15 protein-coding genes are annotated in these 16,905 nt (G+C 28.4%); 13 read left to right on the top strand and 2 right to left on the bottom strand.

What is annotated here, in order from left to right:
• Window positions 1–17: 17 nt before the first annotated feature.
• From AC0B4S_RS00280 to rsmI, 12 genes are all read left to right on the top strand, one after another.
• The gene (locus tag AC0B4S_RS00280; protein WP_465101144.1) at window positions 18–1,166 is read left to right on the top strand and encodes an IS3 family transposase; all 1,149 of its coding nucleotides are present in this window, start codon (window positions 18–20) and stop codon (window positions 1,164–1,166) included.
• Between the two features lie 141 nt (window positions 1,167–1,307).
• On the top strand, window positions 1,308–1,973 hold the full coding sequence (gene cmk, locus AC0B4S_RS00275; RefSeq protein WP_465101143.1) for a (d)CMP kinase: 666 nt from the start codon (window positions 1,308–1,310) through the stop codon (window positions 1,971–1,973).
• Window positions 1,973–3,280 carry a ribosome biogenesis GTPase Der gene (gene der, locus AC0B4S_RS00270; protein ID WP_465101142.1) on the top strand — a complete coding sequence of 436 codons (1,308 nt, stop codon included), beginning with the start codon at window positions 1,973–1,975 and terminating at the stop codon, window positions 3,278–3,280. Before cmk ends, der begins: the two co-directional genes overlap by 1 nt.
• Window positions 3,281–3,683: 403 nt before the next feature.
• Window positions 3,684–5,486 carry a restriction endonuclease subunit S gene (locus AC0B4S_RS00265; RefSeq protein WP_465101141.1) on the top strand — a complete coding sequence of 601 codons (1,803 nt, stop codon included), beginning with the start codon at window positions 3,684–3,686 and terminating at the stop codon, window positions 5,484–5,486.
• 23 nt (window positions 5,487–5,509) lie between these two features.
• The gene (locus AC0B4S_RS00260) at window positions 5,510–5,743 is read left to right on the top strand and encodes a hypothetical protein (RefSeq protein WP_465101140.1); all 234 of its coding nucleotides are present in this window, start codon (window positions 5,510–5,512) and stop codon (window positions 5,741–5,743) included.
• Between the two features lie 124 nt (window positions 5,744–5,867).
• On the top strand, window positions 5,868–6,047 hold the full coding sequence (locus tag AC0B4S_RS00255) for a hypothetical protein (protein WP_465101139.1): 180 nt from the start codon (window positions 5,868–5,870) through the stop codon (window positions 6,045–6,047).
• Between the two features lie 464 nt (window positions 6,048–6,511).
• Entirely contained in the window at window positions 6,512–8,335 is a 1,824-nt protein-coding gene (gene dnaX / locus AC0B4S_RS00250) for a DNA polymerase III subunit gamma/tau (protein ID WP_465101138.1), read from the top strand.
• A 12-nt stretch (window positions 8,336–8,347) separates the two neighbouring features.
• A complete protein-coding gene (locus AC0B4S_RS00245) occupies window positions 8,348–8,635 on the top strand; it encodes a YbaB/EbfC family nucleoid-associated protein (protein WP_465101137.1) in 288 nt (95 codons plus the stop codon).
• 2 nt (window positions 8,636–8,637) lie between these two features.
• A complete protein-coding gene (locus AC0B4S_RS00240; protein WP_465101136.1) occupies window positions 8,638–9,234 on the top strand; it encodes a hypothetical protein in 597 nt (198 codons plus the stop codon).
• An 11-nt stretch (window positions 9,235–9,245) separates the two neighbouring features.
• On the top strand, window positions 9,246–9,890 hold the full coding sequence (tmk, locus tag AC0B4S_RS00235) for a dTMP kinase (RefSeq protein ID WP_465101135.1): 645 nt from the start codon (window positions 9,246–9,248) through the stop codon (window positions 9,888–9,890).
• A gap of 2 nt (window positions 9,891–9,892) precedes the next feature.
• Window positions 9,893–10,816, top strand: a complete 924-nt coding sequence (locus tag AC0B4S_RS00230; RefSeq protein WP_465101134.1) for a hypothetical protein — start codon at window positions 9,893–9,895, stop codon at window positions 10,814–10,816.
• The gene (gene rsmI / locus AC0B4S_RS00225; RefSeq protein ID WP_465101133.1) at window positions 10,809–11,540 is read left to right on the top strand and encodes a 16S rRNA (cytidine(1402)-2'-O)-methyltransferase; all 732 of its coding nucleotides are present in this window, start codon (window positions 10,809–10,811) and stop codon (window positions 11,538–11,540) included. The genes AC0B4S_RS00230 and rsmI overlap by 8 nt, the downstream gene beginning before the upstream one ends.
• Before the next feature lie 108 nt (window positions 11,541–11,648).
• Here rsmI and AC0B4S_RS00220 read toward each other — a convergent pair whose 3' ends face one another.
• Both AC0B4S_RS00220 and AC0B4S_RS00215 read right to left on the bottom strand, forming a co-directional pair.
• Window positions 11,649–12,806, bottom strand: a complete 1,158-nt coding sequence (locus tag AC0B4S_RS00220) for a trigger factor-related chaperone (protein WP_465101132.1) — start codon at window positions 12,804–12,806, stop codon at window positions 11,649–11,651.
• A gap of 68 nt (window positions 12,807–12,874) precedes the next feature.
• The gene (locus tag AC0B4S_RS00215; protein ID WP_465101131.1) at window positions 12,875–15,259 is read right to left on the bottom strand and encodes a phosphoketolase family protein; all 2,385 of its coding nucleotides are present in this window, start codon (window positions 15,257–15,259) and stop codon (window positions 12,875–12,877) included.
• Between the two features lie 439 nt (window positions 15,260–15,698).
• Here AC0B4S_RS00215 and tuf point away from each other — a divergent pair, with 439 nt between their 5' ends.
• Window positions 15,699–16,886, top strand: a complete 1,188-nt coding sequence (gene tuf / locus AC0B4S_RS00210) for an elongation factor Tu (protein WP_465101130.1) — start codon at window positions 15,699–15,701, stop codon at window positions 16,884–16,886.
• Window positions 16,887–16,905: the final 19 nt, after the last annotated feature.

Raw genomic sequence — 16,905 nt, 5'->3', positions numbered from 1 at the left:
AAGAAAAAGAGGTAGTTATGAGACATTTAAAGACTAAAGAATGAATCAAAATTTTTGACTTATACGATAAATATTTGAACCTGGGAATAACGAAGGCAGAATTTGATAATTTCTGTTTTGATATCAGAAAAGTATACTGAAATAAAGAATCAATGAGAAATATGTTAAAGAAAAGAAAACTGTATAATTTAAATATGAACATAGAATCACAAAGCGGTAAATCACCTAAGAAAGATAAAGGTGTTGGGAGAAAGAAAAAGAAAGTTCTCGATTATACATGAATTGATACTCTTAAAGATGATGAAAAAGATGCAGTTATAAAATACTACTATCGAATTTTTAATGAAAATAATATTGATGCAGATATCTCAAAGATAAAGAAAATCAAGAATCTTTCACATACTAAAAAATCTAAAATGATATGTGTTTCAAGATCTACATATTACGAGAAATTGAAAGATAACAACAAGACTAAAGAACTAAAGGTTAAACACAAAGAAATAATTTTTCAAAGTTTTGTCGAAAATAAAGAAAGGTATGGACGAAGGAGACTTGCTAAATATATTTTCCAAGAATATAATATTCAAATAAATCCTAGAACCCTAGGAAATTATATGAAAAAACTGAATTTGAAAACATTTGTTAGACAAAAACATAAAACTAAAGAATCTAAAAATACTAGTGTTAAAGTACCTGATTTAGTAAAAAGAGATTATAATTCAAGCAACAATAATATATATGCAACAGACGTGACCTATATACCAGCACCAAAAGATATTGAACAGAATCATATTTATTTATCTGCAATTATTGATCATAAAACTAAGTTTGTGACCTATGAATTATCACTTAGAAATGATACTGAACTAATTTTGAATAATATCACCAATACAAAATTCAAAAATAATTTTATTTTACATTCTGACCATGGATCTGCTTATTCTTCGCTTGAATATACTAAGAAAATAAAATCACTAAAAGGTAAAATATCAATGTCAAGAATTGGTAATAGTCTTGATAATCGTGAAATTGAATATTTCTTTTCAATTCTTAAAAGTGAAATTTTCCCAAATTTTGATCAAACCTGTAAAAGACTTACTTTTATTGAATTATCACAAAAAATCAAAGAATTTATAAACTGATATAATTATAAAAGAATAAGATAAAAAACCTTCCCAAAGCATTCCGTTTGGCTAAGCCAAATGGTATGGTTGGGGAAGGTAAAACAGTCCGAAAAAAATTTCCCAGTTTAATTTTGCCAAACTAAAAAAAGTTATATATAATATAACCAAGAAATAGGAGAATAGATGAAAGTAAATATTGCAATTGATGGCCCTAGTGGTGTAGGCAAATCCACTGTAGCAAAGGAATTAGCAAAAATCTTGGGCTATACTTTTATAAACAGCGGAAGCATCTATAGGGCAATTACTAAAAATGTTATTGATAAGGGTATTGATACTCGTGATGCACAAAATGTAATCAAAACCTTAGAAAACGGAATGATTAAATTACTAGAAAATGATAAAGTGCAGCTATATGGAGTTGATGTTTCAACTAAACTAAGAGCAGATTATATTTCGCAAGTAACACCAAATATAGCTAAAATACCAGAAGTTCGTAATTATGTAGTGAATCAAATAAAAACCATTACAAATCAAAATAAAGGTTATATTATTGATGGTAGGGATACTACCTTTAAAATTATGCCTCATGCCGAAGTTAAAATTTTTCTCTGAGCTTCCGCCGAAGAAAGAGCTCACCGTCGCATGGAACAAAACCGAGAGCTCATGTATAATGTTAATTTTAATGAAATCTTGTTAGATATTCAAAAACGTGATGAACAAGATATGAATCGTGAAATAGATCCTTTGCATAAAACTCATGATTCTACCTTTATAGATTGTACAAATTTAACACTCGAAGAATTACTTAATGTAATTTTAAAAATTGTAGAAAGTAAAACAATTAACTAATGAAAAATACAGTAGCAATAATTGGAAAACCAAATGTTGGTAAAAGCACTTTATTTAATCGTATTATAGGTAAAAAGATTTCAATTGTATACGATGAACCAGGTGTAACCAGGGATCGCTTATACGAAACAATTTCATGATCTGGTGAACAAATAAAATTAATTGATACTGGTGGGATCGAAATTGAAAATAAACCATTTCAACAACAAATTCAAATTCAAGCTAAAATTGCAATTGAAGAAGCTGATGTAATTTTATTTATTTTTGATGGAAGAACTGAAATTTCAAATGATGAACTTTTCATCATGAATACTTTAAGAAAAAGTAACAAACCCATAATTGCCGTTGCCAATAAATTAGAAGCAAACCAAGATTTTGATTATGGTTGATATGCACTAGGCGTTGATGAAATCTTTCCTATTTCTGCATTACATGGTGAAGGTGTCGGTTCAGTTTTAGATGCTTGTATGAAGTATTTAGATTTTTCTGAACCTGATGATCAAGAATTATTTAGTCTAGCAATTATTGGTAAACCTAATGCTGGCAAAAGTTCACTTCTTAATAATTTAACAAATGAAAACCGTTCAATTGTGTCCGAAATACCCGGAACTACAAGAGATAGTGTTAAATCAATTGTAGATATCAATGGCACAAGCTATAGGGTTATTGATACAGCTGGAATTACAAAGAAATCTAAATTAGTCGAAAGTGTTGATCACTATGCTTTATTAAGGGCTATGAACTCTTTAATGGAATCAGATCTTTCACTTGTAGTAATTGATGCAACTCAGCCTGAAATATCTCATTTTGACTCAAGAATAATTGGTTATGCTTTAGATCATAATAAACCAATTATTATTGTGATTAATAAATGAGACTTAATTAAAAAAGAAACTAATACAATGGCTCAATACGAAAAAAAACTGCGTGAAAAATTTCATTTTGTCCCTTGAGTACCAATTATATTTATTTCTGCTAAATACAACCAAAGAATAAATAAGCTTGGTGATAAACTAACCGAAGTTAGGGCAAACCTAGAAAGAGATATTAAACCTTCATTATTATCCACTCTTATTTTAGAAACCCAAAGCATTCAACCAGCACAGCCCTTTAATGGTGGACGTTTAAATATATATTACGCCCGTAAAGAGCTTGCCAAAATTCCAACCTTTACCTTTTTTGTAAATAATAATAAGTTTGTTCATTTTTCTTATGAAAGATTTCTAGAAAATCAACTTAGACAATCATTTAATTTTGATGGTTGTCCAATTAAATTAAATTTCAAAAATAAGAATGGAATTGAATAAATAAAAAATATTTTTAAGTAAATTTTAAAAATATTATAAAATAATAAAAAATGTAGATAGAACAAGGAGCATATTATGCGTAAAATCGTAAGATTAAAAAATAAATTACGTCTTGAAAAAAGAAGACAAAAATTAGCTAAAGAACACGCTAGAGACGTAAGAAGACAACAAAGAAACGCTGAAGCATCAGCTTAATACCTAAAAAATAAAGCTCACAAATATGAATGAGCTTTATTTTTAGTTTGAGGTTTTTAGTCCCTAATATTAAGCATTTAAAATATATAAGATTATTAGTGAAGATTTATAATAGATAAGTTTTTTGCATATTCTTAATCTTTTCAAGTATATTAGATATAAAATATTTTCTGTTAAAATTAATTTATTATATATTGAGGTAAACAATATGAATAAAATTGAGAAGTTAATTAAAGAATTATGTCCAGGTGGTATTGAGTATAGACTGCTAAAAGAGTTGTGTTCAATAACAACAGGTAAATTGAAAACTGGGCAGAAAAATGAAAATGGCCAATATCCATTTTTTACATGTAACATGCAAACGTTTAAAATTGATAAATATGCTTTTGATACTGAGGCAATTATCATTAGTGGTAATGGTGTAAATGTTGGAAATATAAAATATTATGACGGTAAGTTTAATGCCGAACAAAGAACATATGTTTTATTTAATTTTAATGAAATATCTCCAAAATTTATAAAGTATTACTTATTAACTTACTTTAAACAATACATTTCAAATAAACAGATAAAAAATTCTGCAATACCATATATAACATTACCTATATTACAAAACTTTGAAATACCAACACCGCCCCGCGCGATCCAAGATGAAATTGTGAAAATTCTTGATAATTTCACAGAACTTACAACAGAACTTAAATACCGTAAGCAACAATATGAGTATTACAGAGATAAATTATTAACTTTTGATGAATCAAAAGTTAAGGTTGAGTATAAAAGAATTGATGAATTATTCAAATTAAGCAGAGGAATCGTTATCTCTAAAGATTATATTAGAGATAACCCTGGAGAATATCCAGTATATTCATCACAAACCGAAAATAACGGTGAACTAGGCAAAATTAATACGTACCAATACGATGGAGAATATATTACCTGGACCACAGACGGAGCACATGCCGGAACAGTATTTTATCGTAATGGTAAATTTAATATTACTAATATTTGTGGATTATTAGACCTTAAAACTAATGATAATATAAAATACCTATATTATGCATTATCCATCCGTACAAAAGAACATGTAAATATCGGAATGGGTAATGCCAAACTAATGAGCAATGTTATGGCTGGAATTCAAATTCCCCTTCCACCTCTTCCAGTCCAAAACCGCATTGCTGAAGTATTAGACAATTTCGAGCAAATTTGTCATGATCTCAAAATTGGATTGCCTTCTGAAATATCTTTAAGACAAAAACAATATGAATATTATAGGGATCTCTTGTTATCATTTAATATTAATGATATTGAGAGAGAGAGAGAGAGAGAAGATAATTCAGGATTAACCAAATTATTTGAATATGTCTTTGGGAATATGTTTTTAAATTCTTTAATTAGATCTAAAACACTTAAAGAATTAGGTAAATTTTATGGTGGACTAACAGGTAAAACCAAAGACGACTTTAAAAATGGTAATGCTAATTTTATAACATATATGAATGTTTTTAAAAATCCAGCTGTAAATTTTGATTTAACTAATAAGGTAAAAATACTGCCAAATGATAAGCAAAGAAAATTAGAATACTTAGATGTGATCTTTACTGGTTCTAGTGAAATCAAAGATGAAGTAGCTATGTCTTCAGTTGTAACGCAAGAACTAATTGGAGATTATTATTTAAATAGTTTTTGTTTTATCTTTAGATTAAATAATAAAGAGTTATTTAATCCAAATTTTCTCAAACATTTGTTTAGATCTACAAATGTACGTAAGCAATTAATCAAAACTTCGTCAGGTGTAACTAGGTTTAATGTTTTAAAAAAATTAATGGAAAATGTTTTGATACCTCTCCCTCCTCTTCAAATTCAAAACAAAATTGTTGAGATCCTAGATAATTTCTCTGACTTAACAAACGATTTAACTAAGGGCTTACCAGCTGAAATAAATCTTAGACAAAAACAATATGAATATTATAGGGATAGATTATTGAATTTTAAAGAAGTAAAATAGCACCTTTTATCCCTGAATCCTAATTGTTAACTAAAGATATAGACCAAATTAATGAAAGTTATAATATATCTAGGTTTAACGAGAATTATTTTAAGGGTATTAACTTAGTCTATAACCAATTTGTCAAAATAACCAATATTTATGAATTTAAGAATATTATCATTGATAGATGAAAAGAACTTTACAACAAAACTGATGTAAATATGACTGATACAGAAATAAAAGAAATGTTTGAACAAATATATTTAAAAAAATAAAGATATAACAAATGTATTAAATAATAATGATTTATATATTCTTGAAAATAAACATGACATTAATGAGGAATGGTGAGCCACAAAAATTGTTCCATTTTATACTAATGATAATATATTAATCAATGTGATTCTAGCTAGCCGTTCTTCAGGATTGCCTGATTCTATGACCCGAATTACTTCATGGGCTGTTTTTAAAATTGCTAAAAACAAAAATGTTGCTTTTAATACTCCAATCAAATATAATAAAGATTCACATGATCCATTTGAATACATTAAAACAATGACCAAATGATATGATAAATAATTTACTAAAAAAACAAAATAAAAAAATTCTTTATCTCAACAAACAAAGTTTATTAGATAATACAATGCGATAATCTAATAGTAAATATCTTTATTAGATTATCATCATACAAATGCACCTGAATCAATTGCCTAAATTATTTAAGTTTTATTTACATCTGTTGCTGGTAGTCTTTTATGGTATTGTTACTATAATAATATAAACCTCTAATATACCCAAGAATTTAAATAATATTATTAAAATTAATTTGAAAAACTCATTTGCGCTACAAAAGCGACATGAGTTTTTATAATTCCATAAACAACAAAATACTTATATGAATAATATAATTTTCAATAAAATTGCCTGTTTCTGGGCATTTATAGATTTCATAATAATCCCTTTAGAAAAAATAAAAAAACCAAAAAATTAAAAACTTTTTAAATTATAATTAATATAGATTTTTAAGAAATGGAGGTTAATTAATGGATAGTTATAAAACATTATATCGCAAATATCGTCCTAAAACTTTTGAGCAAGTTGTAGGTCAAGAACACGTTGTACAAAGTTTAAAAAATGCTCTTGCGAACGGTAAAATAGCCCATGCTTATTTATTTTGTGGTCCAAAAGGAACTGGAAAAACTTCATTAGCAAAAATATTTGCTTCTGTTTTAAATTGTTTGCATAGTGGTAATCCAACTAAGGCCTGCGATTTATGCCTAATTGATAGTGATCGCAGTTTTGACATTATTGAAATGGATGCTGCTTCAAATAATGGTGTTGATGAAATAAGATTATTAAAAGATAAAATTGAGCAATCACCAATTAATTCAAAATATAAAATTTATATTATTGACGAAGTGCATATGCTTACTAAATTTGCATTTAATGCTTTATTAAAAACACTTGAAGAACCTCCGCATCATAGCATTTTTATCTTAGCTACAACCGATCCTCAAAAAATACCTTTAACAATTCTTTCAAGGGTCCAAAGATACAATTTTAAACGCATGAGTGATTCAAACATTATATCTCATTTAAAAGATGTTTTAGACAATGAAAAAATAAGTTATGAAGAAGATTCGTTAAAAATGATTGCTCTTTTAGCTACTGGTGGCATGAGGGATGCTTTATCAATCGCAGATCAAGCAAGTTCTTTTAATGATAACCACATTAGCCCAGTTGCGCTTGAATCTAATTTTGGACTTTCATCCATTGATAATTACATAACCTTGCTTAATGCTATTTTAAAACATGATTTAAATAATCTTATTAGATTACTCAATGAATTTAACAATAATGGATCAGATGCTTCTTATCTCGTTCGTGCATTAATGAATATTTCTAAAGAATGATTGTTATACTACAAAACAAAAGATGAAGGTTTTTTAGCTTGAGCCTCTAAAACTCAAATACTTAGCATTACCTTAGATTCAAAAAATGCAGTTATTTTATATGATCATTTTTATAAATTACTAGTAAATTTACAAAATCACGAAAATCCATATGAATTATTACAAATTGAATTTATTTCATTAATGGATAATTTAAATCCAAGCACAACTATAATTCCAGAAGTCGCCCCTAAAACTGATCTACCGCCTAAAGAAGTAATAAAACCAAAATTAGAGCCTGTTATAGAACATAATACAAAATCTGACCACCAAGACTTTTTTGCACAAGTGAGTGGTGATAATTACTTTAACGACAAATTTATTTTTAGGAAACTAGACTTAGGACAAGAAACAAAAACAATCACTCCTGAATCACAAGCCATAATCAATGATGTTTTAGAAGAACTCAATAATCAAAAAAATAATTCAACAAATTTCAAACCTTCAAATCCAATAATCTATGATGAGACAACTTATAATGATATTGTTAATGTTTTTCTGTATGCTCAATTTGAAAAACATCAACAAAAACAGGATTACACACAAAAATATACTAAATTAAAACAAGATGCAGAAATGATCTCTACAGTAGTAAATCAAGAGTTTTACGAACAAAAAAACTTACTTAAAAATGCGACTATTTGGATTGCTAGTAAAAATGCAATTGTCTTTTTTGTTCAAGATGAATTATCTTACCTTGAGAAACTACGTTTACAAAGCAAAGACCATAATATGCAATATTACATTTCTGAAATATTACAAGACACATTTAAAAAACTATATTTCTTAAATGCATCAGATAAAAGTATTATAATTAAAAAAATTAATGCACTAAAAGGGGCTGATGGCAAAATTAAATTGCCAGCTAGTTTAAAAGAGCCTCAACCAGAAATTTATATTAACCCAAGGAAATAAAAAGGAATAAATATGAACCCAGAATTATTAAAGAAATTTAAAAACTTACAAAAAGAATTAGAAGACAAACAAGCACAGTTAGCAGCAAAAGAGTTTGTTATTGAAAAACAAGGAATTAAAATAACTGCATTTGGAAATAACGAAATTAAAAATATTGAATTAGATGATATGTTAATTGATCCAGATGACAAGGAACTACTTCAAGATCTTCTTGTTGTTGCACTTAATGAATTAATGGATGAAATTAAAAAACAACAAGATGATATGACTCCTGCAATGCCTGGTGGCTTTCCATTTTAATAATGTTTCATTCAGAAAAAATTACTGATACACTTCTTAAATTAACAAAACTTCCTGGAATTAGTAAAAAAACTGCAGAAAGAATTATTTACTGAATTTTAGAATCTTCTGAACAAGATGTTAATTTATTAGCAAACTCATTAAAATCATTAAAATATGATGTTGTTTATTGCAAAATGTGCACTGCACCATTATTTGATAAACAATCTTGCGAAATTTGTAATAGTTATGATAGAGAAAATAAATTACTAATTGTTGAATCATTGCAAATTATGCAAAAAATTGAAAAAGCAAAGTTTTATAAAGGCAAATATTTTGTATTTCGTAAAAAGTTGCTTTCAGAATACATTATTAAAAAAGAACAAAATTTAATTAATGAATTAGTCGAATACTCACAAAACTTTGATGAAATCATCCTTGGGCTTTCTCCCAATATGGATGGTGAAATCACCAAACATGTGCTAAAGAACTTTATTGAAACTGTGAATCAAAAAATAACTGAACTAGCTGTGGGTTTACCAGTTGGTTCTTCAGTTGATTATATTGATGAATTAACCTTGAAATTATCTTTAGCAAATCGTAAAAAAACAATTGAATAAAGGAATAAGATATGTTTATTACATTTGAAGGTTTAGATGGTAGTGGTAAAACTACAGTACTTAAAGAATTCTCTAAAAAACTTAGAGAATTCTTTCCAACTAAAGAAATAATAGAAACAAGGGAACCAGGTGGCAAAGATCTTGTAGTTGCAGAAAAACTCCGTGAAATTATATTAGATCCAAGTAGCGATCTATCTCCTGTGGTTGAGGCTATGCTTTATTCAACAAGTCGCAGAATTCACTTAGAAAAAGTGGTTTGGCCGTCTTTAGAACAAGGTAAAATAGTTGTTTGTGACCGTTACATTGATAGTTTTTATGCATATCAAGGTTTTGCACGTGATTTAGGGTATCAATTTACCAAGGATTTAACAAATCTTATAATCAATAAGTCAATTCCTGATATTACAATTTTTTTAGATATAACTCCTGAGGACGCTAAAAAACGGAGAGATAGCTCAAGACTTTTTGAAGATCGCTTGGAAAATGAAAAACTGGAATTTCATCATAAAGTTGATCAAGGATTTAAACACTTAATTAATGAAGAGCCAAAGCGTTTTATAGTGGTAAATGGGTTGAACTCTCCTGAAGAAGTTTGTGATGAAATTTTTGAAAAACTTAACAAGAATCAAAAGTTCCTTGATTTTATCAATAATTAATTATGCAAAATATTTATCAAAAAATTAATAAACTTATAGCACAAAATAAACTAGCACACTTATACATATTTGATACTAAGAAAATCTTTAATACAAAAGTGCAAATTGCAAAGCTTATTTTTATATTAAATGACCAGGAATTACCTGATACAAATCTAGAAAACTTGGATCTACAGTCTTTATTCCCAAATATTTACTATTTAGATGGAAGTATTGACAAACTAAAAAAAGATACAATAGAATCTTTTTTTAATAATTTGATACTTAATAACATTGATTCAAAATATAAATATAAAATAGCTATTATTGAAAACTTAGAAAATACTCAAAAAGAGTCATTAAATAAGATTTTAAAAGAAATTGAAGAGCCTTCTGACAATATTGTTTTTTTTCTTTTTTCCAAAAAACCAAAAGAACTATTACCAACAATTTTATCAAGGGCACAATTACTTCAATTAGAAACTGACAATGATGAAATATATACTAATGATGGTTTTAGTGTAATTGCAAAATCTTTTTCAAATTATGATCAAAAATTAATCCATGAATATAGTTCACAAGACTATGAAGATTTATTTTTAAAATACACTAAAACACTTAAAAATATTATTAAAAATAAATCTAAATTTAGTTTGCTATATTTAGATTTAAATGAAGATTTATCCAAAGAAAACCATAATAAAAATAAATTTATTTTAAATATTTTAAAGTATGCAATTTTAGGAACTCAAGACAACTCTAACTTTAATAAAAACAAATATATTATGCAACTAAACAATTTAAAAAAAGATTTGTGAAATTCATATCCAAGGGTTGGTAATTGAATTAAAGATATAAATAACTTCTTTCAATCTTTAAAACTAAATGCTAATTTTAAAATTCAGAAACAAGTTTTATTATTAAAATTAGGAGAAGTAAATGACTAAGATTTATATTGTGGGCACCCCCATTGGTAATTTAAATGACATAACATTAAGGGCGCTTGAGACATTAAAATTTGTTGATGTAATTGCTTGCGAAGATACTAGAGTTACACAGAAATTACTTGATAAGTTTCAAATAACTAATAAAAAATTAATTATCAATAATGCTTTTACAGAATCCAAATCTGTAACAAAAATAGTTGAATTAGTTCAAGATGGAAAAAATGTAGCAATTGTTTCTGATGCAGGAATGCCAGCAGTTTCTGACCCAGGTTTTAGTATTATTACATTTGCAAGAGATGAAAATATTCCTGTAGAATTTATTCCAGGTGTAAGTGCTCCAATCTTAGCTTTTGTCGGTTCAGGTTTTAGTAATACTTTTACTTTTTTAGGTTTTGTCAAAGATAAAACCGCCCAAAGAATTAAGGATTTTCAAACTTTAATTAAAGAGTTTAATCATACCTATATTTACTTTGTTTCGCCTCATAAATTATTAAACGTATTACAAGATCTTTATGCTGTCTTTAACGATTCAATTAAAGTATCCTTAGTTAAAGAATTAACAAAAATTCATGAAAATTGATTTATTGATAACCCCTCTAATTTAATTAAATATTTATCTAGTCTAGAGACAATTAAAGGTGAATTTACTATGTGCATAATGTTACCCAAAGATAAACATAAAAAAATAAATAAGTATCAACACTTTTCAAAACACAAAAATTAATTAAACTAGGAAAAATATTTAGATAATTTAAAACCTAGCAGAAAATCCTTTTCTGCTAGGTTTTATTATTTGTAAAATTTAAATACTATTTAATAATAAATATTTTTTTTACTTTTCTTGTTTTTTGTCTTGGAAGATAATATATTTTTCAAAAGTAGGAATAAAAGCGTTGTTTTGTTCTTTTAATAATTTATGCGCTAATTTTTTCATTAACACAGCATCAGCTGCACGCCTCACATCAACTTGATTATTATTTGGATTATTTAAAAATGATTGCACTCTCTTAATCTCATAATCTAATTCTTCATTCGTGATGCTCATTTCAAACACTTTTGCAACATAATTAAACCAAAAGTAATTTAAAATTGAATTTTTAACAATTTCGTATTTGTTACCCGTAAAATCTGGAGCAAAATTAAATGCTTCAATATCACTTTGAATTAATTCTTCAGGTAATTCAATTTCTTTGTTAGCTTGACGAATGCTATCAATTACTCTTCAACCATATTCAAATAAAGCTTCACTAACAATTTGTTCCATTAATGAATCATGGATAAATTCTTTAACATCTTTTAAGGTATTGATATTCTCAATCCCTATTTTTGATGCATTTAAGTCTGTAATTGGCTCTTGAACCATTTTAAATACTTGTTTAACATTAATTTCTAAGTTGAATTCGGGGTTAGGTGCAAAAGTAAATGTTTCACCATTTTTCTTAGTTAAAATAACATATTCAAGGTTTTCTTGCGGAACATCTTTTGAAGCAATAATTTCAAAATGTTGAGTTGAATTATTTTTAACGTCTTTCACCTCCAACACAACCACATCGCTATGTTCAATTTCTGACCCATCATCTTTTGGTTTTCTAAATTTAAAGTTGGTAATATATTGCTCAGTAAATGATGCAATTTCTAGTTGATAATTTGGTCTTAAATTAAACGGAAGCATTTTGTATGCATCATTTGTAAAGTCTTTTAGGTCATCTTTATCTATATAATATGATTTAAAGTCAAAGCTAAGTTTGTTGATATCAACAGTTTTGTTAATAACCATTGGTCTAAAATAAAATACATAATCATTAACTTTTTGAGATAAAGCATGAAATTCGTTATTAATAGCAACTTGAATATATCCATTTGATGCAAAGTCTAAAATTGCTTGTTGGTTAACTTTTTGCTTTTGATTTTCTAAAAACTTTAATGATTCATTTTGAATCTTAATTCATTCATTACCTTCAACGGTAATATTTTTAATTGTATGTTTCATTATTCTCCTAATCTAATAATAATTATATAAAAACTATCCAAATTATATGGATAGTTTTTTTATTATATTTATTTTCTGTTAAGACCTTCCCATTTTCAGTATCTAACTTCATCAATATCAATACCAACTTCTTTAATATATTTATTGTGGTAAGCAACTTTTTGTTCCATTAAGTTAACAAAGTCTTTTGCAGCTTCACCATACACAGCTTGAGCAGCAGTTTGAGAAATGTGGAATCTGTCCATTTCTGACATTAAACGAATATCAAATGATGTTGTAATATCACCATGTTCTCTGTAACCATGAATAAATAAGTTGTGGTTTTGACGTGAGAAGAAGATATCTCTAATAAGTCCTTCAAATCCGTGGAATGCAAATACAATAGGTTTATTTGTTGTAAATACACTATTGAATTCAGCGTCAGATAATCCACGAGGATCGATGCTTTGGTGTCTTAATTTTAATAAATCAACTACATTAACAAATCTAATTTTAAGATCTGGGAAATGTTTGTTAAGAATTGAAATAGATGCTAAAGCTTCTAAGTTTGGTTCAGTACCTGATGCCACCACAACTAAATCTGGTTCTTCACCAGGTTTTGTAGTTGAAGCTCAATCAATAACTTTATAACCTCTTTCAACTAATTCTTTAGCTTCTGCAACTGAGTAAAATTGTTCACGAGGTTGTTTAGAAGCAACAATTAAGTTAATAACATCTCTTTCTCTAAATGCTTTATCTAGGACAGCTAATAAAGTATTAGAGTCAGCTGGTAAGTATTCACGAATTAATTCTGGACGTTTATCAGCTAAGTGTCCTAAGATACCAGGATCTTGGTGTGTATAACCATTATGATCTTGTTGGAATGCTGTTGAAGTGGCAATAATATTTAATGAAGGGTAATCTTTTCTTCAATCAATTTTACGAGCTTTAACAACTCATTTCATGTGTTGAGTAAGCATTGAGTCAACTACTCTTAAAAATGATTCATATGAAGCAAAGAATCCGTGACGTCCAGTTAATACATAACCTTCTAAGAATCCCTCTGCTTGGTGTTCAGATAATTGTGAATCAATTAATCTACCAGCAGGACTTAAAAATTCATCTAATTCTGGATCAATTTTTTCCATTCATTGTCTATTTGTTACTTTGAAAATATCAAATAGTCTGTTTGATTTAGTTTCATCAGGTCCAAAAGCACGGAAGTTAGTTGGGTTACGTTTGATCATGTCTGCAAATCATGTCCCAGCTGTAACCATGTCTTGTCCTTTAATTTCTCCTGGTTTTGAAAATTTAAGAGCAAAATCTTCTCAATTTCCAAAGTTAAGAAGTGTAGGATTAACACCACCATTTGCAACTGGGTGCATTCCCATTCTCTTCAAACCTTTAGGAGCAATTTCGGCAAATTCTTGTTTAAATGAACCATCTTTATTAAATAATTCATGTGGATGATATGACATTAATCATGTCTTTAATTCATCCATCATTTTTGGGTTTTCTGATGTAACAGGCAAGGGAACTTGGTGAGCTCTAAAACTTCCTTCATAAGTTAAGCCATTGATCTTGTTTGGTTGTGTTCAACCTTTAGGTGTTCTTACAATAAGAGCAGGTCAAATCGGTTTTTTAGCTTCTTCAGCTGGTTTTAATCTAGCTTCTGCTTGAATTTTTTTAATTTTTTCAATAGCTAAGTCAAATTTCTTAGCCATTTGCTCGTGAATGCTGACTTGATCATTAACATCAGCTTCTACAAAAATAGCTTCCCAACCATACCCGGCTAACATGCTTTCAATTTCTTTGTTAGATTTTCTTGCAAAAATAGTTGGGTTTGAAATTTTACCACCATTTATGTGTAAAATTGGTAATACAGCACCATCGTTAACTGGGTTGATAAATGATGTTGCAAATCATCCTGCAGCTAATGGACCAGTTTCAGCTTCTCCATCTCCAATAACAGTAGCCGCAATAATATCTGGGTTGTCCAAAATAGCTCCTGTAGCATGTGAAAGTGCATATCCTAATTCACCACCTTCGTGAATTGAACCTGGAGTTTCTGGTGCCGCATGTGATGCTGTTCCACCAGGGAATGAGAATCTTTTGAACATTTTAGTAAGACCATCTAAGTCCTTTGTGATTTCTGGGAATAATTCTGTATAACTTCCATCTAAGTATGAGTTAGAAATCATAACTTGTCCACCATGTCCAGGACCTTCGATGTAAAACATTTCTAAGTCATATTTATTAATAACACGGTTTAAGTGTGCATAAATTAAGTTTTGTCCAGGAATTGTTCCTCAGTGCCCAATTGGGTACATTTTGATATCTTCTGGTTTTAGTTCTTCTAATAATAATGGGTTTTTTCTTAAGTACATTTGACCAACAGATAAATAGTTAGCTGCTCTCCATCAAGCGTGCAATTTGTCTAAATATTTTTTGTCGTCAAAATTTGATTTATTCATATTTTCTCCTTGAATTTTGTGATATAAAACAACATATAGATAACTTCAACTAAATCTATATGTATAAATATTTTACCGAATTTTAAAATATTAATAAATAAAAAAGCAATTAAAGACTAAAAATTTGCTAAGGTACAAATAATAAATTCATTTTTTTAATACTAAAAACTAGATATTTAAACCATTAAATTTTTAGTAATTTTTAGCTGTTTTTATTCTAATTTTTTTCTGGTATAATTACATATAACTTAATAAATACATTAAGCAATACTAGTATTAAAATTAACGCTAATAATAATATTTTAGTAAATCAATATACTAAAAATTATGGACAGGATCTAGGTGTAAGACTAGACTAAGGTTGGTTTTAGCGCTAAAACATACATTAATAAAAATTATATATAACAAAATAAATACAAATTTCAGAAAGGAATAAAAAATGGCAAAATTAGATTTTGACCGTAGTAAAGAACACGTTAACGTTGGTACTATTGGGCATGTTGACCACGGTAAAACAACATTAACTGCTGCTATTGCTACAGTTTTAGCTAAAAAAGGATTATCAGAAGCTCGTGATTATGCTTCTATTGATAATGCACCAGAAGAAAGAGCACGTGGGATTACAATTAACACCTCACACATCGAATATCAAACTGAAAAACGTCACTATGCTCACGTAGACTGTCCAGGTCACGCTGACTACGTTAAAAACATGATTACCGGTGCTGCTCAAATGGATGGGGCTATCTTAGTTGTTGCTGCAACAGATGGACCTATGCCTCAAACTCGTGAACACATTCTTTTATCTAAACAAGTTGGTGTTCCTCGTATCGTTGTTTTCTTAAACAAAGTTGATATGTTAGAAGGTGAAGAAGAAATGATCGAATTAGTTGAATTAGAAATTCGTGGTCTTCTTTCAGAATATGGATTTGATGGAGATAATGCTCCAATTATCCGTGGATCAGCTTCAGAAGCTTTAGCTGGAAATGCTAAATATGAAGAAAAAATTATGGAATTAATGGATGCTGTAGATACATACATAGAAACTCCAGTTAAAGAATTTGAAAAACCATTCTTAATGGCTGTTGAAGACGTTTTCACAATTACAGGACGTGGAACTGTTGCAACAGGACGTGTAGAACGTGGAACTTTAAAATTAAACGATGAAGTTGAAATCGTTGGACTTAAAGCTACTAAAAAAACAGTTGTTACAGGAATTGAAATGTTCCGTAAAAACCTTAAAGAAGCATTGGCTGGTGATAATGCAGGATTATTACTTCGTGGTGTAAACCGTGATGAAATTGAACGTGGTCAAGTTTTAGCAAAAACTGGTTCAATTATCCCTCACACAGAATTCGAAGCAGCTATTTATGTTCTTAAAAAAGAAGAAGGAGGGCGTCACACTCCATTCTTCAAAAACTATAAACCACAATTCTACTTCCGTACAACAGACGTTACTGGTGGAGTTGAATTCGAAGCTGGACGTGAAATGGTTATTCCAGGTGAAAACGTTAACTTAAAAGTTAAATTAATCGCTCCTATCGCAGTTGAAGAAGGAACAAAATTCTCAATTCGTGAAGGTGGACGTACAGTTGGTGCTGGTTCAGTAACAAAAATTATTAAATAATTTTGTTGCAAATTTATAT

The organism is Mycoplasma sp. 6934, assembly GCF_055523595.1.
The sequence above is the reverse complement of the archived record's forward strand: the minus strand, read 5'-3'. Positions and strand labels throughout refer to the sequence as shown.